Source organism: Colwellia sp. C1TZA3, from assembly GCF_007954265.1.
GTDB lineage: Bacteria > Pseudomonadota > Gammaproteobacteria > Enterobacterales > Alteromonadaceae > Cognaticolwellia.
Genome location: NZ_VOLS01000042.1, coordinates 1 through 25783, shown reverse-complemented (window position 1 = coordinate 25783; position 25783 = coordinate 1). Strand labels below are relative to the sequence as shown.

Here is a 25783-nt window from a genome sequence, read left to right as displayed (position 1 = left end):
CTTAGATTAAGAGCGCTGCTTAATATAAAGCCTAACCCCTAAAACAGTGAGCGAAATTAACAAGAGTAGACCGAATATACCTAACACTTGGTTTATTCCTTTGAACGGTGTCCATTGCAAATAATGTATTTGGTATAGTAAGTTAATTAATTGGGTGTCTTGCCCGGTTTGGCTCAATTTTAGGGTCTGCCAATCAAGCGTTACCTTCACGCCTGTGTTCGTTTGTGCCGATAAACCATTAACACTTTCAATAGTGCCATAACGCGTTTTATTATCGCTAAAGGCATCATTTAATAGTGTGGTAAATTGTAAGCTTGTTGGCACGGGTTTTTCGAGTAGTGATACTGGGTCTAAATGCTCAACTTTATGGCTAGATTTTACCAACAGATGAGTCCCTAAAACAGTGTTAACCAACCTCACTTCTTGCCAGTTTTTCTTTGGTATAACGCTTAACACTTGACTCAAAGGGTGATGTTTTACGGATAATTGTTCATAAGCCCCCTGATAGCCGGGTTTAATAAAAAACACTAATCCGGTCAGCGTCCAACCTAACATGGGTAACACTAAAATCAGCCCAATGAGCCTATGCAACTTTCTACTTTTCATGACATTTTCTTGTTTTGTTGGTTATCAATTTAGCATGGTGACTAGCAGGTTAGCCTGACTAATTAAGCATTAGGCTGTAGTCCGCGCTTGTGCGACTTCTTGTAATAACACCGGTGTTGAAAAATCCGCTTGTTTATCCAAAGCTAATGGAATTAACCAGCGTAAGTTTGGAATAATATTGCTTGGTAATTCACTCAGTTTGATAATATGTACCTGTTCTTGTTCAATGGTTTTAGCACTAAAAGCCAGATCAGAATGTGCAAAGTATACGTCTACATCATAGCAATGGGGGCGGTATATTTTTGCATAACAGGTCCAATCGGCTTCATGGATGGTAACACCCGTTTCCTCAATAAATTCTCTGACCATAGCATCAATGGATAACTCATTAGCTTCAATCTTGCCGCCAACACCGTTAAATAAACCACACTGCCATGACGGGTTTATTTTTTTTATTAAGACCAGATGACTCGCGTTTTTAGAGAACAAAAAACCGGTAACATATTTTTTCACGCAGACTTCTTCCTTCTGACTAGCCTAATTCTGGATAGTTATCATCAATAACGCGATCAATCGTTTTCTTTACTTGAGTAATGCTGATTTGCATCATTAAATCTTTACCTTTAGCACGGGTACCCCAAGGTAGTTCTTCAACGCTTTGTTTATATTGTAACTTTATTGCTGAGGCATAAGCACTGACAACGTATTGTGGATACAAGTAAGGACCTGTGCGCTTGGGATTGCTGTGGGCGTACAAACCTACGACCGGTGTTTCAACCGTCACCGCCATATGAGCCGGGCCAGTATCGGGTGCAACTACAAGGTGAGCAATTTTTAATACGGCTAATAATTGTTTTAAGCTAGTTTGACCAACCAAATTCTGTATTTCATTTTCACCCTGGCTAAAGTCACTGCGACTAATGATAGCCTCAGCAAGTAATTTTTCCATTGTGGTTGGGCCACCACAGATCACCACTTTAAAACCACAAAGGCTTAAATGCTTGGCTATTTGTGAGTATCCTTCAGTATGCCAATTACGTTCTGCTTTACTGGCTGCAGGGCAAATAATGGCAATCGGTTTGTCGGCGGTATTCGCGGCACTGAGCTTTTCACTAGCCCATAACTGAATATCATCTGTTAACGGCATTTGCCATAACGGCGCAGTAACTTCCAAACCTAGCGCTTTGGCAAAGCCCATAAAACCGTCTAAGACATGGGGCTGATTTTGTGGCGCTATTTTTTTATTGGTGAATAGCCACTGGCCCTCTTTTGCGCGTTGGTTATCAAAGCCAATTTTTACCTTGGCTGCAATACATAGGCTGGCAATACTAGCGCGCAATGCCACCTGCATATGCAGCAAGACATCAAACTTCTGGCCTTTAAGGTTTTGCCTTAAATCACGGTAGCCTTTTAGGCCGGCACGTTTATCAAAAATAACAAATTCAACGCCAAGCATATCTTGTAATAAGCTCGCTTCAATCTTGCCTATTACCCAAGTTATTTTGGTTGCTGGCCATTGTCGCTGAATATTTTGCACCATAGCAACCGCATGACATACGTCACCAATAGCAGATAATCGCAATAAACATAAATTTTTCGGAGCAGATAATTGACCCAGCATAAAGGATTCACCACAATAGGAGCAGAAATATAATATAGGCCTATTATCTTGAACCAGCCCGCAATTGTAAAACCTTGTCTCGAAAAAATTTTTCAACAAGGCCGTGTTTATTGTCGATACGACAGTGATGAAATCAGCACTTTTGTGCCTGAAATGCTCAATAGTGATTATTGGCAAGCAAAAAGTGCCATTGTTGGTAGTGCTCAAGGTCGTGGCACTACTTGGTTTATTGCCACTGAAGACGCTATAAGTACGGTACAAAACTGGGTGTTGCGACATTACTATCGCGGCGGTTTAATTGGCAAAGTCATTAACGATCAATATTTATATACCGGCATGGCAAATACTCGCGCGGCTCGCGAGTTTGCTTTGCTCAAATCCATGCGATCATTAGGCTTACCCGCGCCAAAACCTATTGCGTTTCGGGTGATTAAAAGCGGCTGGTTTTATCGTGCTGATTTATTGTCATCACGGATTGAAAATGCCAGTGATTTGGTCGGCTTACTCAGTAAGCATGCAATCAATGACTTACTTTGGCAAAAAATAGGTAAGGTCATTAAGGCTTTTCATCAGCAAGGTATTTATCATCATGATTTAAATGCTCATAACATTCTAATTGATGACAATGGTCAGGTGTGGTTAATCGATTTTGACCAAGGTGAACAGCGCAAACAGCAGACTAAATGGCCAGCAGAAAATATGGCTAGATTACTAAGATCGTTTCGCAAAGAAAGTCACAGAATAACAAATTTTCAATGGCGCGAAAAAAACTGGCAAGCACTATTAAACGGCTACCAGTCTTAAAAATTTAAGCGCTGACTATAACTGAGGTGTGCTAGTCGTTGCAGTTATTACTTTGAATAATACCAATTTCATTAATTAGGTGGTCTACTTTATACGCAGGGGAAACAACCAAACATAAGGCATTTATTTTAATAACTCGTTGTTCAGGACAATAGGCGCCTGCATGGTCTAATAAGCGGCATCCATGCAGCGATACTGAGTAAATAAATAACGCCGTAGTGGGTTGTTTTAACTAGTGGAAATGATCAGATAATTAATGAGATTGGTATAAGTACTTTTAGTTATTTACTCAATGTTTATGCTGTACTTATAGATTACTTAAGCAGCATCTAAGCTATTTTGACAGCGTTGACGATACATAGAACGAGCTTCTAAAAATTCATCCTTAGCTTCATCGCTAATGTAAGGCTGAATTATTACTAATATTTTCAATACCCCTTGATAGAACACCGCGTCATTAATTTCGTTATCGTTGTTCTGTGTTTGATAAAAACTGAGCCAAAAAGTATTTACTAAACGTAAAATACTGACAATATCAGGCAGGTCTTCATCTAAAAAATTCATCATTTTTGCGTTACGCAATGACAGTAACAATTCACTTACGCGTTGTGCAATAAAGCCTTGTACTTCAACGTATTTATCGTGTAATAAAGGATTTTTTGCTAACAGTACCGGTAAATTACTATAAAAAAAACGAAACTTCATCATCGCCTGAAATACTACATCCATATATAAAATAATGGCATCAAGTGGTTTTACTTCAGGGTTAACTTCCGGCATGGTTTCTATTAAAAGATTGCGCGCATACTCTTCATAGATAGAAAGTATGATGTCTTCTTTGTTACGAAAGTGGTAATAAAGATTACCGGGGCTGATACCAAGATCAGCGGCAATATGATTGGTGGTAACATTTCGCTCACCTTGTTCATTAAATAAGACAATACTGGCTTGAATTATTTTATCCCGAGTTTTCATCGATACTACTTCTTGTATTTGTTGTTAAATATTTTTCCATCATACTATCAAAATCAGCGAAGATTAAAGCATTTTGAGTAAATACTTTAAGTAAGCTTAATGTTAACGCCTGTCAGATTTAGTTGCATCGTAGCATACAGTGAATAAAAACTAATCTAAAGCAATAATAAATATGCTTAACGATTGGCACACTATGATAAAAAATCAAACCGTTGGTCATATTGCTACCTTGCTTGCTTGCTGACGACGTTAGGCTATTTTCACCGGTTGTTCATACCCCGATAAAAGGCAAGAAAATGGTCAGCATGTACTTAACCGCCGCGTTTCATACTTTTTTAAATGGTAGCTTCAATTATGACCGAGAGTTTACTGGCAAGAATTCAGCTGTGCTAGAGTTTTCATTAAGCATCTTGAAGTGGAGCGGGTATATATCAACGGTATTGATATGATTAGGTGGAATGAGCAGGGGAAAATTACTGAGTTTAAAGTCATGATCCGCTCATATAAAGCGTTAAATATGATTAATGATCAAATGAGTGTAATGTTAGAGCAGTTAAAACACCAAGGTGTAACTTAATTTATTTGATTACTTTGAAATTAGCGGCCTCAACAATTACAATAAACTTTTACTTCTTTGAAAACAGCTAAAATTATGTCAGTTAAAGCGATTTATCCAGGTACCTTTGATCCTGTGACTAACGGTCACACCGATTTAATCGAACGCGCAAGTCATTTATTCAGTGAGGTTGTTGTTGGTATTGCCGCTAGCCCGAGTAAACAACCACATTTTGATTTAGCCCAACGGGTCACTCTACTTGAGGCGGTAACCAAACATTTACCGAACGTTAGCATTGTTGGCTTTAGTGGTTTATTAATAAATTTTGCTAAAGAACATCAAGCAAAGGTGCTTATTCGAGGTTTACGCGCAGTTTCTGATTTTGACTATGAATTTCAATTAGCTAATATGAATCGACGTTTAGCCCCCGATTTAGAGTCGGTATTTTTAACACCCGCCGAAAAAAATTCTTTTATATCTTCAACTTTAGTTAAGGAAGTGGCGTTGCACAACGGCGATGTTAGCCAGTTTGTTCACCCGATTGTAAAACAAGCACTTGATAGCAGTATGCGAAAAAATATAAAACAATAAGCACAATATTACGCTCTGTTGTTTATTGTCATGCAGGCAACTGAATATAGTCGCTTATTTGCTATTTTTGAGAGCAATATACTTATCGATTGATTAAAACAGCCATTACCCGATAAAAGGCACTATGCTTATTTTGTCAGTAATAGGGGGAAGTAACAGGGGAAATGAAAGGGCAATTAAGGCTAGATTTTCAATTAATAAATATAAATAAGCGAGTACGTATTACGCACCCGCTTATTTAACTTGACGCTTGAATAAGTGTTTCATAAATACTTAAAATATAAGTATATGAATTAACTTTATGCCCAATAACAACGTTATATCGAAATCAGGTAATTGGCTTATTCGTAGCTCAGGTTACTTATGTGCTAGCGCTTAAACAGCAACTACTTTATTTGCACATGGACCTTTTTGACCTTGGCCAACTTCAAATTCAACAGCTTGGCCGTCGGCCAATGTTGCGTATTCACCACCAGATTGGATCTCTGAATGATGAACAAATAAATCTTTGCTGCCATCTTCTGGAGTAATAAAGCCGAAACCTTTATCTGCATTAAACCACTTAACTATACCTTTGCTCATATTATTCTCTTTGTCTTCGGTGAAAAATATAATTCTGACTTGCTATCACCATTACAAATCAGAACTTAAAATTATTTGCGCTACTTTAGCGAAAACAGTTTGCTGATTAACGTAGCTTACCGTTTTTATTTTTCATATTAGCGACCTTTCGCGCTATAGCAAGTAATTCAGGTGAAATATCATCGCTGCCCGCTTTTATTAACTTGCTGACATCTCCGGAAGAGAATAGCGAACCACGCTCAGACTTTACCCCTAACGAGCGCACAAAATCTTTTGTTTTACCGGTACTACCTGTCGCAATATATTGAAAAATAATTTGTTCATTAAAGCTCTGTGGCTCTGTTTGCAAGGTAGTAATTTCATTGTTAATTGCGTTAACTTCTAGAGTTAGGTTTTCAATTAAGTCGGCAATATTTTCATAAGATTTCATTAAATTATTTAACCTGATATTTGAATAAGAGTTTTGTAAAACCTGTCATATGCATTGAATTATCATTTTAATGACGAAACTTCAGCGATTATTGACAGCTCAGTTTACTTATCTCTTACCGGATTATCTGATTTTATTAATGGCGTTCACTTTACAGGTGTTAAAAGTACAGGTGCCAAAATCAGTATAACCATACTATGTAAAACGCTATTGTACAGTGAATGAAAGTGAGTAAATAGCTTTTGAATGGCAATACTTTATGAAACACTTCATTTTTTGTAAAGTATTGCTAGTCACATGAGCTTTTATCATGAGCGAATTAACAGGTGTTGGTATTAATTTTCTTTTAAATCCAAACAATTAGCTTGGTTTATTGGCTCAAAATTACAGTACTCTGTTTTAGGCAGCTTTAATTGTGTTTATTTGCTTGTTGATTTTATTTAACATTATCTCAATGATTCTCCAAGCAAAACCAGCAAAAGGCATTGCATAAGCAAAAAATCATGGTTAACGTATGGTTAAAAATAGTTATACTCACCTGTTGTGGAATTAATCTTTGATAATTTTTGATGTCTTGCTGTTAATCGCTATAGCATTTATTGCTATGTCTTTGATATACAGCACGATAAAATTGGGGATATCGCCAATGCCAAGTTCAAAAAAAGCCTATCAGGCAATGCTAGCACTAGTTGATGAAACCGGTACTGGACCTGTTATTGATTTTGGCAGTGGTTGGGGTAACTTTGTGATACCGATGGCAAAGTGCAAACCCCAAAGGCAAATTATTGGTTATGAAATGTCTTTATTGCCTTGGCTGATCTCAACATTACTTAAAAAAATATGGCGTTTAAATAATCTTACCTTGTATCGACAAAATTTTTATCAGGTAAACTTTCCAGCTGCAGCGGTAATTGTTTGTTATTTATATCCGCAGGCAATGAGCAAAATCAAGCATAAATTACTGCATGAACAACCCAACGTAGATTTTCTGATCAGCAATAATTTTGCTTTACCATCATGCCAGCCTGAAAAAATAATACCGCTAGATGATTTCTATAAATCACCGGTTTATCTCTACAAAATGGCTAAAATAAAATCTTAAGTCATCACCTTTAGTTGCTAGCCCTCAGTTCAATAGTAAATATTGGAACCCGCTACAATCGTTAGGCTTTATTACGATTAGGGATTCCCGAACTGTTTTTAATTCGTTATTTGTTAGCACTTTTTTCAAGCGCTTTTTTCTTAACAGCAATCTGCTTTATGGTGGTTTTTGTTTTTGTTTTTGTTTTTGCTTTTGCTTTCAGTGTTTTATTCTGTGCATTTTTAGCGGTATTTTCTGGTAACACTTGAACTTGGCATTGTGGACAAAACACTGAACTGCGATTAGACTGACGAATTTCTTCTAGTACGGTTTGGCAACCATCACATTGTTGACCCGCACGACCGTAGACAAAAAGTTTTTGCGCAAAGTAACCGGGTTTACCGTCTGCCTGTGTAAAGTCTTTTAAGGTGGTGCCCCCTTGTTCGATTGCTGCAGCTAATACTTGCTTAATAATATCGGTTAATTCATTAAACCTTTCTTCACTGATGCTATTTACTAGTGTCGCAGGATGAATGCTAGCGATAAATAATGCTTCATTGGCATAAATATTACCTACGCCTACTACGACATGATTATCCATTAAGAAGGTCTTAACCGGCACTTTTCGATTACCAGCTTTGGTAAATAAATGTCCATAAGTAAAGTCATTGGTTAATGGCTCTGGCCCTAACTTGGTCAATAAGCCTTGCAAGTCATGATGTTCGGGAAACCATAGCACAGCACCAAAACGGCGTGGATCATTTAATCTTAACATTTTGTTGTTAGCAAATAACATTTCAAAATGGTCATGCTTTATCGCAGGAGTATCGTGTTCAAGAATGCGCACCGACCCTGACATGCCTAAATGTAATAACAAGGTACCGCTAGAAAACCTTAACAATAAATATTTAGAACGCCGCTCTATTTTTTCTAATTTTTGTCCAACAACGCTATGCACTTCATCAGGAATAGGCCAGCGTAATTTAGCCGTGCGCACCACAACATGAGCTACTTCCTGCGCTAAAATATGGGGCGTAATACCTAAACGACAAACTTCAACTTCTGGTAACTCTGGCATAATACTCTTATATCTCTGAATTTTAGCTATTTAATAATAAATAGGAGGGGTAAAGATCATTTTAATAGGTGAAATAATGTCAAGGGGTTATCAGCCACAGAACTGACACCGTGGTGATTGTAGCATGGCTTAAAGTCTGTTTTTTGAATTTTAAAATGACATTTCGTATTAGCTTACGCCATCGTTATTTGCTCTGTTGTAGTTAATTATTGTCGTCTCAGATGAAATTAACTTGGTTATTTATATTTAGCCCGTCAAGTTAAATGAAATTTAACTGTGTTTGGCATTAAGACTGATAAATCAAATAATAGCCGCTGCAGATTTTTATTGGTTCATCAGGTTAATTACCCGCTAAACGGTTGACGGACTGAAGTCCGACCTACAAAAAAAACGGCTCTAAGCAGCAGACTTGATAAGCTAAGCACAGTGTTATAGAACAGAGCTTTGATTCTTCATTTGTGCTGAAAAAAATACCACAATAAAGCAGCTTAATAACCAGAATTTTCGTTAATAGAAAATCTTATGATGGTCTTTGGCGTTACTGCCTTAAGGTTAGTACTTATCATTGATTGAAAATTTCCTGCCAAGAGATGATTCTGTCGTTACCTCGAAACACGCCGAACGTAGCTATAGCGCTAGGATTTTCATCAAATAACTTGGCATCAACACCATTCCAATTCCAGTCATATTTAAGCCACGAATAAACTTCATACTCAATATTTATGTTTCCCTGCTTACCTGCACCTGGAGCTGTTAGAATTATAGCTCTGGTTTCACCGTCATCAATTTGCCCTGCTGCGTCATTAACACTAGTTGCATTTTTATTTAAGGTACCTGAAGTTAGTTTAATATTATCCGCATCATAGTTTGTACAACTGTCTTGTTCATTGACCACATAACGGCCATTAGCATTTAAATACTGTGTTGAAAAAGACTGTGGTAAATCTACAGTTTCAGGGCCAAAGCTATTCTCGATAGCAGCACGACCAAAGCGAATATTGATACTTGCTGTGCTGGTAATATTTTTGGGTGAAATAATGGCAATACCATCACTATCAACAAAGTTGTCTTGATCAATTAAAAAATCAATATTATTGTCTTGTGCATTAAGCTCTGAATTTTCATTACGCGGATAAAAGAAGTTATCATTATCAGCTAGCTCATAATGCAGTATTCCACCATCAAGGGGCAAACCAAAGCTAAGCGTGCCTGCGAGTAAATTAGCAGTTAAAGGGAGAAGAGAGCCGTTTTTACCTGAAATAGTAGAGTCTGCTGTAGGTATTATAATAAAATTAGCAGCGGCAATCAGTTTATTATAATCTGGCGCTGTATAATTTTTTGTTATAAGACCCTGAACATTTTTTGCCGTTAACTCAACAACAGGATTCACAAGATAAGATATTGCCCCTTTCTCAGGATCACTCACAACTTGTCCTACATAGGCAAAAGTGCTGTTTTGATTACAAACAGCATCAAGGCTGCCTTGCTCTACAACTGTCTGTTGAAAATGATCAGGCGTAAAACGGCCAATATCAATCGCTGCTGCTGGAATAATAATACTAACATTACCATAATCGCTGTCTTGAACGTCTAAATTGAGCAAACCTACTTCTGAATATTGTGCGGCATTATAAGTAGAGATACCTGACAAAAAGTTGTTTAGAGTAGCATCTTCAAATTCAGGACTGGTACTCGTTGTCTGTGAACTTGCTAAAGCATAAGTGAGATCACCGTCAACGCTATTAGTTAATGTAGGGCCAGTGCGCTCAAGCTTAACTTGTATATTTCCAGGTGAATAGTTCTGTGTAATATTGCCCGGGTGATTATAAGCAGTGACAGTTAAATCAAAATCCTCACCTGCTTTATGGGTAGGGGTTGCTGTTGCTGAAGCGCCATTTAAGTCCTTCCCCTCTAATTGCGCACTAACAACAAGTGCAGCTGGGCTTACCCAAAACGCATTACTGCTGCCTGATACGATAACACCGTCCACTTCATAGTTGGCATACAGGCTAATTTTTCCGGCATCGTAATATATTGGGGTTAATATATCCGCAACGCCGTCGGCATCAAAGCTTAAAGTCGTACTGGTAGGACTAATGCCATTTGATTTTTTCGCAATATTATTGCCATTAATGCTAAACAATAGGCCACTAGTGCCTTCCGGGTTAACGTTTTTTTGCGATAAATCGATATTGGTATCACCGGTAAATAAACCAGCACAAGCGTTGATTGCCTTAATCTTTAAATCATAGTCAAATTTTATACCTGATATTTGATTGGGTAACGCAGTATCGTTATCACCAGAGAAAAATATAAAACCAGCATCAACAAAATCTAGCTGACAACTGCTAGTATTGCCGTTGGAGCATACTAGTGAGTTTGTTGCTACTACTGAGGCGTTTTCTAGTGATAGAAGGGTTGACTCAGCAACTGCATAAGGGATGCTGGCGGTACCTGTGCCGGTAAAGCTAATAGTGTCTACGACAGAAGAGCTTGAACCGGTGGCTTTAACATCCAAGGTCACGGTTTCATTACTTAGCGTACAAGAGCCATCCTCGATAGTATTAGTACAGGCCTTAATAGTGACCGTTTCTGCTTCACAGGTTAATCCTTGGCCGTCATGTATTATTTCATAATGATCTATTTGTGTCGGTATTTGAGCTTTACAATCAAGAGGGCCAATTAAGTTACTGGCGCCTAAAGTCACAGCTCCAGTGGTTGTAAAAAAACCACCACAACCATCACCAACGCCTTCTAACGTAGTACTTGCCCCAGTGAGGATGTAAGAGCCCGCAAAAAAAGATCCTATCAAATTTACACTTGCGCCTGCCGATATGTAGCCCCCTGCATTCCAGGTAATCGTGCTGTTTTCAGTTACATTGAGCAACTTAACTACCGTACTGGCACCAAAGGCAACGAAGGAATCGCTATTGATCAGCCAATGGCCATCGACACCTTCGCCATCAAAGGTAATGGTTATGCCGGCAGTGGTTGTCAGCGCGGTTGTATGATAGACGCCCTTTTTCAGCGTTTTACTAACGGTCATCGATGTAGTGAGTTGATTTGCTGCCGGTGCTTCCATGGCGGCAAGTTCTGCTTGTACAGCCGCAAGTTGCGGACTTTGATCATCTACTGGCTCTTTGGGAGCATTAGTAAACTGCTCAATACTCTCCTCTATAATTGTGCCACCAACAGTTGCATTTGCGGCTAGTGTGACACTGGTTCCAGCCCTAGCATCACCTGTTACTGCTGCTTTTACGCCAAGTGCAACTGCGCCGGTTCCAGCTTGAGCATTACCTCCAATTATTACATCAGCACCCAATGTTAGGGCGGTTCCGGCTGTAGCATCACCTTCCACTACGGTATTCGCGCCAAAGTCTGTGGATGCAGACGCTCCGGACCTAACATTACCACCGATCACTGCCTTCGTGCCGACCAGTATCGCAGCGCCAGCCGTAAGGTCGCCACCGACAATAACGTTACCATCAATGGTGGTTGCGCCAAGCGTTGCGGCATCTCCGGTTGTAAAGTGGCCACCGACTGTTGAATCTGCACCGATTGTTCCGGCATCACGTGCTTCTACAAATCCACCCACGGTTACCGTTGCGTCAAGTGTGACAGCGGCTCCGGCGATAAGATGACCAGTGACGATTGAACTTGCGCCAATCGTTGCAGCGGCCTCTACTTGAATGTTACCACCGACCTTTGAACTCGCACCCATGGTGATGGCAGCGCTAGAATAGATCGTTAGGTTATCTAGCGGGGCGTCTAACTGCGGTGGCAGAGCGGCTTGTGCGCTAGACACAACAAAAAGTATCAGGATAAAAAGGCATTGCTTGGTATACGTCATAAAGTTTGTTTCTTATAATTATGAGTTGTATAGATAGTACTGTAGATAAAAGTGACGTTATCACTTTTATCTACATTAAATTTTGGATTTGCGTAGTACTGTAACGACCTGCCGCTCCAATATTATAGTGCTATTATTTGGTTTGAGCTTAGTTATTCGACAAACGGGTAATAAACGTTGATAAAGTTAATACGGATACTTGTGTACCTGTAATATTTTATTTAGGCGTATATCGTATGATGATTACCGGCAATATTTACCTTTAAACAGGTAAAGTCAATGTTGTGTTGTTACTGTGACCAAAAAGTATTGATAAATACTTTTTCTTGTTTTTACTGTTTTAGGAATGGCCTTGATGGCCTTGAATTAAGTTGGGAGATGATAAATTCAACAGTAGAATGCTAGTGTATTATGCTAAGTATAATAATGCAAATAATGCTAAAAGCAGGGCTGAGAGGCTCTGGAACGTCATATTTATAAGCTTTAATATCAACTCGTTTTGAAGGTGTATTAATACCAATCCCATTAAGTTATTGCTCACTTGTACTAGTTAAAATAGCTCAATGCTGTGTTGCTCTCACTCCCAATAGCCAGCTATTGCTCAATCGAGCGCCTACCTTGAGTTATTTTTCCTGCGCACAACAAGATCACAAACTTAATGGAACTGGTATAACAGGAATAATTCATTATTATGCTAATAGCTACAGAGTATTATCTTTGCTGTTAAAGCTTGTCATTGGTTAAAAAAACTTCCTGCCAAGAGATGACTCTGTCGTTACCCCGAAACTGGCCAAAGCTTAACGCGGCACTTGGGTTGTCATCGTAAAAATTACCGTCATCATTCGCGTCTAGAGCATTCCACTTAAATTTCAGCCAGTTCGGCACTTCATATTCCCACTCAAGCGCGCCTTGTTTCTCTGGTTTGGAGAAAAACAATTGGCTTTGCATGCCGCTATAGAAAACGCCAGAGGCGCTAGCTTTGGTATCGCTAACCTGTATTTTGTCACTATCAATGTCGATTAAACGATAATCCCAAAGGTTCATATTACCTGAATATTTAGCCCCAGTTTTTTCATTACCAATAAGCGGCGTTAAACAACTTTCATCGGTATGAATTTTAAAGCTTTTATCATCATAAACTTCAATATTTAACTGCGCTCGTAACTTAGTATTCTCTGAGCCAAAAGCATTTTGTAATACCATGCGTGCAAAACGAATTTGTACCCCCTCGGTAACAAATTCTTCAATGGCTGCTGCTGAGACCGCATCTGTTAAAGGATCTATGGCTAGTTTTATGCCATCTGAATCAGTAACTTGCTCAGTAACAAAGGGGATTTTTGCAGCAAAAGGCGCTAATAAACTAGTACCGTCACGGTGATAACTAAAATGGTCGTTAGTCGAAAAAGTATAAAGCCACTCACCGGTAATAAAGCCACCGCTATTATTCGGACTGGCACTTAAGCTACCGGTGTGCATAACGGCACTAATAGCAACGGGCTCATCGCCAGTATTATTTACAACTTGCTGTATTTTATCATGTGTCGGTAAACTAATATCAACACCACTGGCTAATAACTTCATAAAACCTTCCGACTCGCCCAAGGTATAATTTTGGGTAATGGCGTTATTAGCATTGTATGCCGTAATGGTTATTTTTGGCACCAGACTATAAGCAATAGCGCCTTTATCATCGGTGCTGCGCTGGCCGGTATAGGCCCAATCAGAAAAGCGACAAACACCTATTTTATCTGGGTAAGGGACAGCATCAAAATTACCTTGATGCTTTTCTTTTATAGACTGTTTGAAATAGGCGGGTGTAAAGCGGCCAATATTTATATCCGTAGCTGAAATAACAATAGGATTATTATTAGTACCAACTTTATTATAGTCGCTGTCTTGAACGTCTAAATTAAGTAAACCCACTTCTGAATATTGTGCGGCATTATAAGTCGATATGCCTGAAGAAAAATTGTTCAAGGTAATATTGTCGAATGTTGAGTCGGTATCGAGTTTGCTTATTATACTGCCACTGTCACCGTAAGTTAACGCACCATCCACACCATGAGCTTTAGGACCCGTGCGCTTGAGCTTAAGCTGTATTGCTCCAGGTAGATAGTTAGGTGTGATAACACCAAGGCTATTTAATGCACTTACGGTGAGCGTAAAACTCTTGCCTGCTTTATGGGTTACTGTTGGCGTAGCACCATCTAAGTTCATTGTTCCTGAGGTGTCGCCATTTAACTTGGTTGCTGTTTCCTCAGAACCTATTCTTGCACTAACAACAAGTTCAGCTGGGCTGACCCAAAAAGCATTACTACTACCTGATAATGTTATGCCGTCTACGTTATACTCAGCATGTAGGCTAATTTGTCCAGCATCGTGATATATCGGTGTTGATATTATCGCAATACTGTTGTCGCCAAAGGTTAATGTTGTTAGTGGGGTTGCACTCGCTTGTTTCGCAATAATTTTGTCATCCCCATCAACAACCATATTAAAACTGAGACCGCTGGTGCCACCGGGTGCGATGTTTTCCTGCCATAAATCGACATCGACATTACCGTTAAATAAACCCGTACAAACGCCATTGCTATTTTTTACGGCTTGGAGCTTTAAAGTTTTAGCAAATACCGAGCCTGCTGTTTGATTGGGTAAGGTGGTGCTATTGTCAGCACCAGAGAGAAACCTGAAACCTGCATCAGTGAAAACCAAGTCACAACTGTCTGTATTACCATCGTTGCAGACAAAATTATTTGACGCTGTTGCTGGTATTGATGCATTCTCTATCGATAAAAGGGTCGACTTAGCCAATGTATAGGGAATACTGGCGGCCTCTATGTCAGTAGTTTTGCCGGTAAAGCTGATAGTATCAAAGACAGAAGATTGTGGGCCGGTCGCTTTAACATCAAGTGTCACAGTTTCATCACTTAACACACAAGAACCATCCTCAATAGCATTAGTACAAGCTTTAATGGTGACTGTCTCTGCTGCACAGGTTAACCCTTGGCCGTCATGAACAATTTCATAATGATCAATGTTTGTTGGTTGCTCAGCCTTGCAACCTAGAGGGCCAATAATGCTATTAGCGCCAAATTCGACAGCCCCAGTAGCGGTAAAAAGACCAGGACAAACACCACCAATGCCTTTTAACTTAGTTCTTGCTCCGGTGGCAATGCTAGTACTCGCAAAAAAAGACCCTATAATCTCTGCATCTGCGCCTGTGGATATGAGTCCCTTTTTTGCATTCCAGGTAATTGTGCTGTTAGGGGTTACATTCTCTAATACTACTTTCGTGCTCGCAGCAAATTTAATATAGGTATCACTATTGATAAGCCAATGATCATCCACGCCTTTATTGCTGCCAACAAACGTCAGGGTAACGCCTGCAGTTGCCGAGAATGCCAATGTATGATGGACGCCAGGATCGAGTCTTTTGTTGGCCTTTATCTTTTCCCCTTCTTTCCCTTTTTCGTCTCGATATTCTGCTTGTATCGCAGCCAGTTCAGCTTGTATAGCCTCAATTTGTGAACTTTGATCATCGGCTGTGTAGGGTATATTCGTTCTAATGTTGCCACCAACAGTGGTTTTATCGCCAAGTGTAATGGCTGCTGTGGCGGTTATATTACCTGTCACTGCAGAACTCGCGCCGGTGGTTATCGCGGCGCCACTCGTAAGGTCGCCACCGACCGCTGAATTTGCGCCAATCGATATAGCTCCTCCGGCTGTAAGGTTGCCAGCAATAGTTCCCCTTGCACCGTTTCCTCCGGCGGCCTCTGCCAGAATATTGCCAGCTATCACTGAGTCCGCGCCTGCGCTAACAGCAGCGCTTGAATAGATTATCAGGTTATCTAGGGGGGGCTCTAACTTCGGGGGCAGCTGAGCCGCTTGTGCACTAAACACAGCACAAAAAGTGAGGATAAAAAGGTATGACTGGGTGTAATGCATGAAATCCGTTTCTTATAATATTTGTTGATCATTATATTTTGTATTTGCGTGGTACTGTAACTTTCTTCGCTGCAATACTAATTTGCTATTAGGGGGCGAACTTAATCGTTCGACGAACAGCTAACAAACATTAGTAAAGATTGATGCGGGTGCAACGTACCTGTAACCCGATTTTTAGCTGAATATTGGATATTATAATTACCGCCAATATTTGCCCTTATACTGGAAAAAGTCAATATTGTGTGGTTTTACTATCAACGAGTATGACCAACAATTATTGTTAAAATTTGCCCAGAATTTGAAAGTTTAATTTCTCTGTTTTAGGTATGGCCTTGAATTAACTCAGGAAGACGATAAGTTCAACAGTGAAAATTCAGTTTATTATGCCCAGTATAATAATGCAATAACCCTAAGCAATGTTTATCTTGGGTTTAACCGCCAGCAAAATCTACTTAAAATTGAGGTTTTTTTGTGATTACGGGGTGCTTGTAAAAGCCGCTATTATACCAATCAAATTAATTAATGGTGCAAATTTTAATGAGGGTAAATTTTCAAGAACAAGGCGCTTGATTGAGCAATAGCTGGCTATTGGGATTGAAAGCAACGATGTTATTGGATATTTAGACCATTTAAAAAGATCACTTAGTTAGTTTGATTGGTATTACTAGCGCAGAAAAGCCAGTCCAGTAATGGCAAACTTTATTTACCGATAAAAACATAGTGTTTTAGCCATGATTAATGAGGGCGAAAAATTAGCTGCTAACCTAAGGTGAACTTGTGTCGAGTTTTTTGATACAAGTAGCTACTGAGTAATAGGGCTAAAATCAGTAAGGCAATACTGATAATTAGTTGCTGTTGACCATTAACCTGTAAGCCAGCACCCATTAATGAAAATATAGTCATTTGTGGCATAAAACCGAGTGCGGAGCCTAAGACATAAGGTTTTATTGGTGAACGCGCTGTTCCCGCCAGTACGTTAGTGAGAAAGTTTGAACCGGCTGGTAAAAGGCGAATGATTAGGGCTTTTAAAAAAGTGTTATAACTAAAAAAGTGGCTAACCTTTGCTAATTGCTGTGGGTAATAATGTTGCACCTTATGGGCAAATAGTTTGCGCGCCAGCATCAGGGTTATCAGGCAGCCCAAAACAGCAGCTACTGTTGCTAATACCATGCCATAGCTAGCACCGAATAAAAAGCCAGCGCTTAACGCGGCAATTTGTCGAGGCAAGCCAAGCGCCATAGCGGGTGTAAGGAGTAAGGTAAATATTAAGCCACCCAATAAGGTCGATGGTATTAAAGTATGCAAATAATTTTGTATACTAACACCATAGTTACCGAGTAATAGCATCGCTAAGGTAAGCGCCAAAAGTAATGATATTACGCTGACGAAAAGGGTTAATCTCAATGCTGACTTTGTCTTGAACAATTGCTTGCCTTAGTTAAGTATTAAGCCAATAGTGTTAATACGAATAGGGTGGGGTACCAATAAGTGCTCATCATCTACCGATATCAACCTAAAAATTATTCCCATTGTAAACATTAATCACGCGACTGATGATACTTGTGTAGTCGTTAATGCTAACTTTTAAAATGCTAACAGGTAGAAAAGCAGTTTTGATAAGGTTCGCATAAAGTAAGCCAATACCAAATTTGGTCGCATTTTGCACTGATTTTTTAGTAACTACAAGCGACGTTAGCGATTTAATCCATAGCTTAAATCGGCCATTATCGCGTTAAATATTCAACACTAGTCGTTAGCTAAATTCTTTAAGATTTTTGTTTTGGCAATAGTAAACTCGCTTTCATTCAAATAGCCCTGTTTTTTCATTATTACTAGTTTATCTAAAGCAGAGACTAGCTTAGTGTCAATATTACTGGCGTTTGTTTCGCTATTTTGCGAGTTTGTATTCACGACAAGACCATCTTCAGCTGAGTTATCGAGTGAAATATCTAAGCTGTGTTTTGCTGGTGTTGAATCATCATCAAAAATTTCGGCGCGTAACTTCTGTGCAAAAGTTGATTGTATTACCATGTCAGTGGCTGGTTTTTCACGAGGTAGTTTCACTTTAATGGCTCGTTTAGTGGTTTTATCTGGGTTGATATATTGGGCAAATAACCACTGCCAGTCGATAACGTTATCGATAACTTTACTGTATTTAAGTTTGGTATGGCGCATATTATCAACCCGAAAGTATAGACAAAATAGGTAACGGTTCTGCTGAGCATCTGTTAAGCATAACTGAATGGTTCTCTGCTTCTGATCAACCATTTTAAATCTATGCTCTTTCGCAAAGGCAGTTAGTACTTTATCTTCTAGATCATTTGAGAAGGCGGGTGTTGAATCAGCACTGATGACTGAAATAACCTTATGGTTTAATAATAATTCACTGCGAGTTATTGTCGACAGGTTGATGGTTAGTTCAGCCGTTTTGGCGTGGCGTTTATACAGCGATAGCGATTGCTTTGTCTTATCAAACTCAAATTTAGCCCATTGTTCATACAAAGAACTTTGCTTTTTAATGGTATTTTTTCTGACATACCAAAAGTAGCCAGTGACAATAAAGACTAATAAAAACATCAAAGCAAAAATACTGTTGTTATTCGAGGTACTTAACGGGCTGTCGGTGATAGTGACTTTATTGGCGGCTATTTTAGGTACTTTAATGGAGTATAAGCGCTGTTGGTTATGTTCAAGCAACAAGAGCTCGCCAGTATGATTTTGGTGTAAACTAAATTGGGCTGGTTCGTCTGCATTCGGTTTGATGATTTTATGGCGGATATCTTGACTTTTATCTTCGCTACTCAGGGCTGAAGGCAATACTATGGTTTGCAATTGCCAATGGTTTGCTATTTTACGTAGGTGCAAGGCCTTACCTCGCAAATTCTCTTGTTCTCTACCATGATAAAGTAAAGTTTTACGTTGAGTGCTTGCTGGTGGTAAGTGTTTTTTTATCTGTGCTTGTGGGATAGTTTTACGCCAGTCATCACCAAGGTTTGCTGTGATAAGCACATTAGCGTCGGGTTGGTTAAATTGTACCAGTAAGCTAGGCGCACTATTTTTTATCCAGTCGAAATGTTCAGTTTTTTGCCCCGCGATAAAAACAATTTCATTACGAATATCCGCGGTGTTTATAAAAGGGTTATCAGCTGGAATGGTATAGCGCTTTAAACTATATTTTTCTGGCTTGATACGCAATATTGCCCCATCGTAAAGTGCTTCATTTTTTAAAGCATCACTGCGCGCAAGGGCAATGAAAAGTAAACTAAAGTCATTGTGCCAAGGGGCAAGGTAAGGGTTAAAACTTAATTGTTGAATATGCTCTTGCGGCTGAAAAATGGCAATACGCATAACTTCATGTTGTTGAATAATTTTAGGTGTGGCGTTTCGTACACTCGATATTTGCCAGCGCATTATAACCGCGTCGTAAGCGAGGTTAATTTTTGTATTTTTGGGGTTTAACTTTGCTGTGGCTTTTTGGCTAGCTTCGGTATGGGCAGTGTAAAAAGTGTGGTAGCCATCACGGTCACGATAGGAGAAGTTTGGATCTAAGGTGATAGCGCTTAGTGCGATGATGCTAGGTTTTTTTAACGCTAATTTTAAATCAAAAAAAGCTGATTGAGCTATTTCATTATTATTTAATTGATAAATCTTCCCCGCTTTAGTTGCTATAAAATATTGATTTTCCTCTCCTATAACAGGTAATACGCTATGCCATTGGTCATTCTTTAATGCCGCTTTACTCAGATTAGCTATCGTTGATAATTCTAAATCATTAGCCGTTGGCTCTACGGCATGTAGCACTTGACTGAAAATGGCAACTAATGTGCCAATAAAATACAGTTTAAAATGATTAATCCCATTATTTTTTTCCATAAAATATTGAATTCCATATAAATTAATAATAAGCAGTCCATGCGTTTAGTGTTTAGCGAGTAAAACGGCTTGCTGTGCATCTATAAATTGGTTTTTATCCTTATTATTAAGATAGCTTAATTTTCCGTCAACTATTATTTGATCATTTCTTTTGCCATGTTCAGCAAGATACAGTGCTTGTTTACTCCAAACATGGACAGGGCGTTGTATTGTCACCACATGGCTTTGCTGAGTAATAGTGGAAAATACATGTTGTTTCGACTCCACAATAACTTCGGTTAAGGTTTTATTGTGCTCTGTGGTTATTACTTTAATATCAGAAATAATATTGCCACTGTAATGAATTTGATTGATGGATTGTGCGTAACCTTTAGGAAAGGTTTGTGCGTAACTCGCATGGATAATTTCACGGTTATTTTTTTTACTATTAATTAAGTAGCCTTGTACTAATATAATGTCACCTTTATCGGCGTGAATAAGCGCACGTTCAACAATCTCACCAATAACTTTTACCGTATGATAACTCGTCCATTCTTTAAATTTATTACTGACTTTATCAAACCAACGACTGTGGGTTGCTAAGGTAAATTCAGCAAAAGCAACGACTGGGTTGGCTTGATAACGAATATCAGGCTTATTAACCAAGTTGCCTAATAGGGTAACGTTGCATAAGTGGTTTTGGGGTGTTTCAGATAACATAGGGCTACTTGTGGTTATAGGGTATAAGTGATGAGTAGGTTAATAAAGCCGGATTACCGATCAGCATTGTTGAAATAAGCTGTACGCGAATATGGCTATTTTTTATAAAACTCAATCGTATGGCTAAGGTATAAGCTGACGGTGAATTTCAGTATCAAATAAATTTTTAATTAACATCGCAAACTCTTTAAAAAACGCTAACTGTTCATTTGTCACCGAGTTGTTGGCCACACCAGACAATATTTCTTGTAGGTCATAAACAATGGCATCAACTTCTCGAATAATAGTATTTCGTTGATTAAAGTCTAATGCCTGGTTTTGATTACATAAGATAATAATTTGTTCACTCATCTCTTCTTCTATGGCCTCTAACACCGAGCTCTGGGCCTGTGCGTTATGGGCGCTATTTTCAAATAAGCTTAAATGAGCGGTTAAATATTCAATTATATGAATGTAACCTTCAGTATTAGTAACCATTTGGCATATATCTCATTTTATTGTCACTCTACTCTACTCGTAAATTAAGCTGATAATCAAGAAGGTAGTTAAATCTTAAGTTGTGCTCTGCAACAATGGCAGTTCTATTTATATTAGTTTCATAAAGTTTGTAATCTTATTGTTCTAGACCAAATATAAGTACCTACATTGCTAGTAGGCAGACGCTTGATTAACCAATACTAGCCATTAGCATAACAGCATTGGGCCACTTTAATCAGCATAGGTGGTCACAGCGCAATGAAATGGGTATTTTATATAGAGGTGCTAAGTTAAAGCAGTACCAGTGCTTATATAAATTTTGCGTTAATTTATTGTTCCATATTAATAATTTATTTTTTCCTGCATTTTATGACATGGCATGCAATGTCATAATAAAAGGCTTGAATATATTTTCAATTCAAGTAAGAATGTATTAAGCGTTACAAGTAATAACACTTAAAACACATAAAAATAACAATATAAACAAACAATATAATATTGGAGAAAACACACTCATGAGAAATAATTTTTCTAAAATATTCAAACGTTCGATAGCTGCAGTGGCAGTATCGACTATATTAGGAACGACTTTAGTTTCTGCTGAGGATATCAAAGGTAAGGTTGAAATCACGAACGGAAATGTTGCTGGTTACACTGTTAAAGCAGTAAATAAACAAACGGGTACCACACGTGCCATGGAACTTAATGCTGATGGAACTTATCGTTTAGCGAAACTACCATCAGGTGAGTATGAAGTCACCGTGTCTAAAGGTAATACAGTTTTTGCTAAAGAAGATGTAAGAGTGTCACTTGGTAAAAATTCTATAACGAATTTTGAAGTTGCCGTACGCACTGATAATACTGAAGTGATTGAAGTTGTAGGATCAGCCATTTCAACTATAGACTTATCTTCTTCAGATTCAGGTCTTATCATTGGTGATGTCGAAATTAGCCGTATGCCAATTGCGCGTGATATTACTTCAGTTGCGTTGCTTGCGCCGGGCACCGTAAAAGGTGATTCAGCGTTTGGCAATACAGCGTCGTTTGGTGGCTCTTCGGTTGCTGAAAATGCTTGCTATATTAATGGACTTGAAGTAACTAATACACGTCAGGGTTTGGGTTGTGGTGAAGTTCCTTTTGAGTTCTACAAGGAATTCCAAATTAAAACGGGTGGCTATTCTGCTAAATATGGTCGTGCAACCGGTGGTACACTGAATTCTGTAACCAAAGGCGGTACTAATAATTGGGAATTTGCTGCTATTGCTCAATTTCAGCCAGATTCATTGCAGGAGGAAGGTAGTTTCTCTCGAGGTAAAGGTGGATCTGGGCAAGTATTTAGAGATGAGCGCCGCGATTCAGATAATAAAACAGATATAACGCTTTCTGCAGGTGGTCCAATAATTGAAGATACCTTATTCTTTTATGGTTTAATTAATCCTAGAGATACAGAAGAGTCATATACTTTTGGTGGTAGTGAGTTTTCTGCTAATGATGAATACCGTACTCAGGAGGCCTCTGGTGGTGATAACCTTTTTTGGGGTGGTAAAATTGATTGGGATATCAACGAAGATCATCGTTTAAGTTACTTTGCCTACTCGAATCGTCGTGATATAGAACGTCAAGTTTTTGATTATGATCCAAATACAGGTGCTAATGGCACAATTGGAAAATTTAAAGACTCGGCTATATTAAAACGTGGTGGTGAAGCACAAAGTTTAAGTTATACCGGCTACATGACTGATGATTTTATTGTTACAGCAATGATAGGTTCAATTGAAACTGAATATGAAACTGTATCTACTAATCTAGTATGTCCTTCAGTGACTGACTCTCGTACTACGGCAAATCCTGTTAAGGGTTGTGGCTCTGGCGGAAGTTTTGGTGCTAACAATGATGAGAACAAGCAATTTCGTCTAGATTTAGAGTATATTTGGAATGATCATACATTTATTGCTGGTATTGATTATCAAGAGCGTGACTCATCAAGGGTAAGCCGTCCTATCGCGGGTCATAGTTATGACTATAGGACATTAGCGGTAGGTGGTGATTTTCAAGCAGATAACGGTGCCTTAGAAAATGATACAGGTGCAGCATTAGATTATGTTGAAGATCGTATTTTTGATGGCGGCGGTAGCTTTAACTCTGAGCTTACGGCTTATTATATTGAAGATAAATGGCAAGTTAATGATAACTTAGTATTAGATATTGGCTTGCGTATTGATGAATGGGACAGTTGGGGAACTACAGGTAAGTTGCTTACCAGTTTTAAAACTGATATTGCTCCTCGTTTAGGTGTAACTTGGGATCCAATGGGTGATGGCGAAAGTAAAGTTTACGCTACCTATGGTCGTTATTACTTGCCAGTAGCAAATAATACCATTTTCCGTGCTGCATCAGGTGTAAGTGATGTTACTTCTGCCTATACTTTTACAGGTGTTGATGGCACTACGGGCGCACCCACAGGTATAGCACCATTAGCGGATACACTCGGTGGCGGTGGTTTAGCTAATTCACAACAAGTTAGTGGTATACCTACCGTTCCTGAAAAAGGTATTTTTCAAGCTCAAGAAGCAGAGCCATTTTCTAAAGATGAATATATTATTGGTTATGAACAATTAATCAATGAAAACTACACATTAGGTTTAAAAGGCACCTACCGTGAAGTTGCTACTGCACTTGATGACTACTGTGGTCGTTACGCATACCCTTATTGTGTAATGGTTAATCCTGGTTCAGACTCAAGTTGGTATAGTGATGGTTATTACTGGGATGGAGCTGGTTGGGGAGACTCTACGTTTGATAATGATGGTGCACCAGATCCGGGTTCATTAACTACATATAGCAAAGAAACTATGGGCTTACCAAAAGCTAATAATGAGTATACTGCATTAGAAACTATGGTTAAGTTCCAAGAAGATAATTTCCGCTATAGTCTGACATATACTTGGTCACGCAGTACGGGTAACTTTGAGGGTGCGGTTAAATCTGATATCGGTCAGGCTGATGCAGGTATCACACAAGATTTCGATTTTCCTGCATTAATGGATGGTGCTCAAGGTTATCAACCAAACGATCGTCGCCACGTTATTAAATTCTTCGGTAGCTGGGAGCCGATGGAAGACTTAACATTAGGTTGGAATTCTACCTTATCAAGTGGTCGCCCACTGAGCTTGTTTGGTCAAGGTTATCCATCTGATGATCCAAACTTAAACGGTGGTTGGGGTGATTTGTTCTATCTTGCTGACACCGACTCAAATGGTGAACTAACAGGTACATATACACGTCATTCACGCGGTACTGCTGGTAGAACTCCATGGACATTTAATGTTGATTTGTCTGCAGCTTATAGCTTTACTGTTTCAGATATTGATATGAGAGCATCGTTAAACGTATTTAATGTACTTAATACGCAAGAAGCGACATCAATGAATGAGCATTATGAGTCATCTGAAGGTGTTGTAAATCAATGGCACGGTGCTGCATATGGTTTTCAAACGCCACGCTATGTACGCATAAGTTTAGAAGCAAGATTTTAATATAGAATCTGTTACTTACTTACTGAATGAAAAAACCTCGTGTAGCGAGGTTTTTTTATGCCGATTTCTCAGAGGCTTACGCAAAGTGAAATGACGTAAGATAATCTTTAGTCGGACAATAAGTGTATTGGTAGTAGCTGAATGTGCCGCAAGTAAATACTAGAACGGTTAAAAAAGATCCGTTTGTCAAAAACAGATTATAACTACCCTGCAAGGCTATTTTTTAAAATTTTAGTCTAATATATATCGATCTAAAGGAATAGAAAAATGAAGAATCTATTCCTAATATGCCTGTAGCTGCAATGTTCATTTCTTGTTTATTAACAAATACTAAAAAAGAAAAAAGAGTATTTAAATCTGACAAATGACGTTGATCAAAATATGTTAGCTACTTATTGAAAAATTAGTGAAAGAGTCAGCTTAAAATATCCAATGAAAGCAGTTATGAAAAAATTTCAGGGTGTGTAGCGTTCCTTACAGAGATCAATGAGAAAGGTGCAGTTCCAGAATATAAAATTAATAAACTTTATCCTAACAGACTATTTGATGAAGTGCGCAAGCCGTATTAGTAACGTGTAAATATACACCAACAAAAGAGAATACAACTAATCAACCAGCTTTAACCTTAGTTAAAATAGATTTTAAATTTACTGATGGTGTTATTGATAATAGTTTCAAAAAGCACTGCACTGGTGAGATTTTTTAGCTTTATAAGAACTTCAAGTAGAAAAGTATAGCTGGCTGTTTTCATTTCGCTCAACATTTTAGTCATCTATGTTTTTCGATTCAGTGGCGTTCGTGCGTTGTCAGACTTATGCTCTTCCAATTCAAACACCTTAGAGTGACTAACTCTATTTTTATTGCGGTCAACAGCTTACTCAATTCGGCAGCATTAGCCTTGACTTCGATGGGAAGATATCCCACTAACTTGCATGATAAATCAAAAAAAGGTTGACCTGGTTTAATGGATACGACTACCTCAGTTAAGACATAATAGCCTTAACTGGAGAACTGAAATGACCAAACGTAAAAAATATACAAAAGAATTTAAACTTGATGCGATTTCTTTAGTCAGAGAT

Annotated in this window: 17 protein-coding genes and 1 pseudogene; 5 read left to right on the top strand and 13 right to left on the bottom strand. The window is 38.6% G+C overall.

Going from position 1 to position 25783, the window contains the following annotated elements:
• Window positions 1-6: 6 nt before the first annotated feature.
• The 3 genes from ESZ39_RS12530 to ESZ39_RS12520 form a co-directional block, all read right to left on the bottom strand.
• Complete coding sequence (locus ESZ39_RS12530) at window positions 7-606, bottom strand: PepSY domain-containing protein (RefSeq protein ID WP_146880239.1); 600 nt, start codon at window positions 604-606, stop codon at window positions 7-9.
• Between the two features lie 69 nt (window positions 607-675).
• The gene (locus ESZ39_RS12525; RefSeq protein WP_146880238.1) at window positions 676-1119 is read right to left on the bottom strand and encodes an NUDIX domain-containing protein; all 444 of its coding nucleotides are present in this window, start codon (window positions 1117-1119) and stop codon (window positions 676-678) included.
• Window positions 1120-1138: 19 nt separating this feature from the next.
• Window positions 1139-2227, bottom strand: a complete 1089-nt coding sequence (locus ESZ39_RS12520) for a glycosyltransferase family 9 protein (protein ID WP_146880237.1) — start codon at window positions 2225-2227, stop codon at window positions 1139-1141.
• Between the two features lie 48 nt (window positions 2228-2275).
• Between ESZ39_RS12520 and ESZ39_RS12515 the strand changes: the two genes are divergently transcribed.
• Window positions 2276-3031: a 3-deoxy-D-manno-octulosonic acid kinase gene (locus tag ESZ39_RS12515; RefSeq protein WP_223270373.1), complete on the top strand. Its 756-nt coding sequence runs from the start codon at window positions 2276-2278 to the stop codon at window positions 3029-3031.
• A 318-nt stretch (window positions 3032-3349) separates the two neighbouring features.
• Here the strand turns inward: ESZ39_RS12515 and ESZ39_RS12510 are convergent, their stop codons facing one another.
• Entirely contained in the window at window positions 3350-4006 is a 657-nt protein-coding gene (locus tag ESZ39_RS12510) for a TetR/AcrR family transcriptional regulator (protein ID WP_146880236.1), read from the bottom strand.
• Window positions 4007-4451: 445 nt separating this feature from the next.
• Here ESZ39_RS12510 and ESZ39_RS18265 point away from each other — a divergent pair, with 445 nt between their 5' ends.
• Window positions 4452-4583: a hypothetical protein gene (locus tag ESZ39_RS18265; RefSeq protein ID WP_262984496.1), complete on the top strand. Its 132-nt coding sequence runs from the start codon at window positions 4452-4454 to the stop codon at window positions 4581-4583.
• Between the two features lie 75 nt (window positions 4584-4658).
• The gene (gene coaD / locus ESZ39_RS12500; protein WP_146880235.1) at window positions 4659-5153 is read left to right on the top strand and encodes a pantetheine-phosphate adenylyltransferase; all 495 of its coding nucleotides are present in this window, start codon (window positions 4659-4661) and stop codon (window positions 5151-5153) included.
• A gap of 375 nt (window positions 5154-5528) precedes the next feature.
• Here the strand turns inward: coaD and ESZ39_RS12495 are convergent, their stop codons facing one another.
• Together ESZ39_RS12495 and ESZ39_RS12490 are read right to left on the bottom strand one after the other, a co-directional pair.
• Complete coding sequence (locus ESZ39_RS12495) at window positions 5529-5735, bottom strand: cold-shock protein (protein ID WP_081150364.1); 207 nt, start codon at window positions 5733-5735, stop codon at window positions 5529-5531.
• Window positions 5736-5841: 106 nt separating this feature from the next.
• Window positions 5842-6165 carry a hypothetical protein gene (locus ESZ39_RS12490; RefSeq protein WP_146880234.1) on the bottom strand — a complete coding sequence of 108 codons (324 nt, stop codon included), beginning with the start codon at window positions 6163-6165 and terminating at the stop codon, window positions 5842-5844.
• A gap of 646 nt (window positions 6166-6811) precedes the next feature.
• Here ESZ39_RS12490 and ESZ39_RS12485 point away from each other — a divergent pair.
• The gene (locus ESZ39_RS12485; RefSeq protein WP_146880233.1) at window positions 6812-7267 is read left to right on the top strand and encodes a class I SAM-dependent methyltransferase; all 456 of its coding nucleotides are present in this window, start codon (window positions 6812-6814) and stop codon (window positions 7265-7267) included.
• A gap of 250 nt (window positions 7268-7517) precedes the next feature.
• Here ESZ39_RS12485 and mutM read toward each other — a convergent pair.
• The 7 genes and pseudogenes from mutM to ESZ39_RS12450 form a co-directional block, all read right to left on the bottom strand.
• A pseudogene (mutM, locus tag ESZ39_RS12480) lies at window positions 7518-8324 on the bottom strand (bifunctional DNA-formamidopyrimidine glycosylase/DNA-(apurinic or apyrimidinic site) lyase); the annotation flags it as partial.
• A gap of 562 nt (window positions 8325-8886) precedes the next feature.
• Entirely contained in the window at window positions 8887-12174 is a 3288-nt protein-coding gene (locus ESZ39_RS12475; RefSeq protein WP_146880231.1) for a DUF6701 domain-containing protein, read from the bottom strand.
• A 723-nt stretch (window positions 12175-12897) separates the two neighbouring features.
• Complete coding sequence (locus tag ESZ39_RS12470) at window positions 12898-16119, bottom strand: DUF6701 domain-containing protein (protein ID WP_146880230.1); 3222 nt, start codon at window positions 16117-16119, stop codon at window positions 12898-12900.
• Between the two features lie 759 nt (window positions 16120-16878).
• Entirely contained in the window at window positions 16879-17544 is a 666-nt protein-coding gene (locus tag ESZ39_RS12465) for a TVP38/TMEM64 family protein (protein WP_146880229.1), read from the bottom strand.
• Window positions 17545-17865: 321 nt separating this feature from the next.
• Window positions 17866-19992: a hypothetical protein gene (locus tag ESZ39_RS12460; protein WP_146880228.1), complete on the bottom strand. Its 2127-nt coding sequence runs from the start codon at window positions 19990-19992 to the stop codon at window positions 17866-17868.
• Window positions 19993-20037: 45 nt separating this feature from the next.
• Window positions 20038-20691 carry a single-stranded DNA-binding protein gene (locus ESZ39_RS12455; RefSeq protein ID WP_146880227.1) on the bottom strand — a complete coding sequence of 218 codons (654 nt, stop codon included), beginning with the start codon at window positions 20689-20691 and terminating at the stop codon, window positions 20038-20040.
• Window positions 20692-20814: 123 nt separating this feature from the next.
• Window positions 20815-21168 carry a DUF3802 family protein gene (locus ESZ39_RS12450; RefSeq protein ID WP_146880226.1) on the bottom strand — a complete coding sequence of 118 codons (354 nt, stop codon included), beginning with the start codon at window positions 21166-21168 and terminating at the stop codon, window positions 20815-20817.
• A 515-nt stretch (window positions 21169-21683) separates the two neighbouring features.
• Here ESZ39_RS12450 and ESZ39_RS12445 point away from each other — a divergent pair.
• Entirely contained in the window at window positions 21684-24704 is a 3021-nt protein-coding gene (locus ESZ39_RS12445) for a TonB-dependent receptor (RefSeq protein WP_146880225.1), read from the top strand.
• Window positions 24705-25783: the final 1079 nt, after the last annotated feature.

What these genes read in the sequence shown, in the direction of transcription:
- ESZ39_RS12530 (WP_146880239.1), bottom strand. Translation starts at nt 606, where the DNA reads ATGAAAAGTAGAAAGTTGCATAGGCTCATTGGGCTGATTTTAGTGTTA.
- ESZ39_RS12520 (WP_146880237.1), bottom strand. Translation starts at nt 2,227, where the DNA reads ATGCTGGGTCAATTATCTGCTCCGAAAAATTTATGTTTATTGCGATTA.
- ESZ39_RS12510 (WP_146880236.1), bottom strand. Translation starts at nt 4,006, where the DNA reads ATGAAAACTCGGGATAAAATAATTCAAGCCAGTATTGTCTTATTTAAT.
- ESZ39_RS18265 (WP_262984496.1), top strand. Translation starts at nt 4,452, where the DNA reads ATGATTAGGTGGAATGAGCAGGGGAAAATTACTGAGTTTAAAGTCATG.
- coaD (WP_146880235.1), top strand. Translation starts at nt 4,659, where the DNA reads ATGTCAGTTAAAGCGATTTATCCAGGTACCTTTGATCCTGTGACTAAC.
- ESZ39_RS12495 (WP_081150364.1), bottom strand. Translation starts at nt 5,735, where the DNA reads ATGAGCAAAGGTATAGTTAAGTGGTTTAATGCAGATAAAGGTTTCGGC.
- ESZ39_RS12490 (WP_146880234.1), bottom strand. Translation starts at nt 6,165, where the DNA reads ATGAAATCTTATGAAAATATTGCCGACTTAATTGAAAACCTAACTCTA.
- ESZ39_RS12485 (WP_146880233.1), top strand. Translation starts at nt 6,812, where the DNA reads ATGCCAAGTTCAAAAAAAGCCTATCAGGCAATGCTAGCACTAGTTGAT.
- ESZ39_RS12475 (WP_146880231.1), bottom strand. Translation starts at nt 12,174, where the DNA reads ATGACGTATACCAAGCAATGCCTTTTTATCCTGATACTTTTTGTTGTG.
- ESZ39_RS12470 (WP_146880230.1), bottom strand. Translation starts at nt 16,119, where the DNA reads ATGCATTACACCCAGTCATACCTTTTTATCCTCACTTTTTGTGCTGTG.
- ESZ39_RS12460 (WP_146880228.1), bottom strand. Translation starts at nt 19,992, where the DNA reads ATGGAAAAAAATAATGGGATTAATCATTTTAAACTGTATTTTATTGGC.
- ESZ39_RS12455 (WP_146880227.1), bottom strand. Translation starts at nt 20,691, where the DNA reads ATGTTATCTGAAACACCCCAAAACCACTTATGCAACGTTACCCTATTA.
- ESZ39_RS12450 (WP_146880226.1), bottom strand. Translation starts at nt 21,168, where the DNA reads ATGGTTACTAATACTGAAGGTTACATTCATATAATTGAATATTTAACC.
- ESZ39_RS12445 (WP_146880225.1), top strand. Translation starts at nt 21,684, where the DNA reads ATGAGAAATAATTTTTCTAAAATATTCAAACGTTCGATAGCTGCAGTG.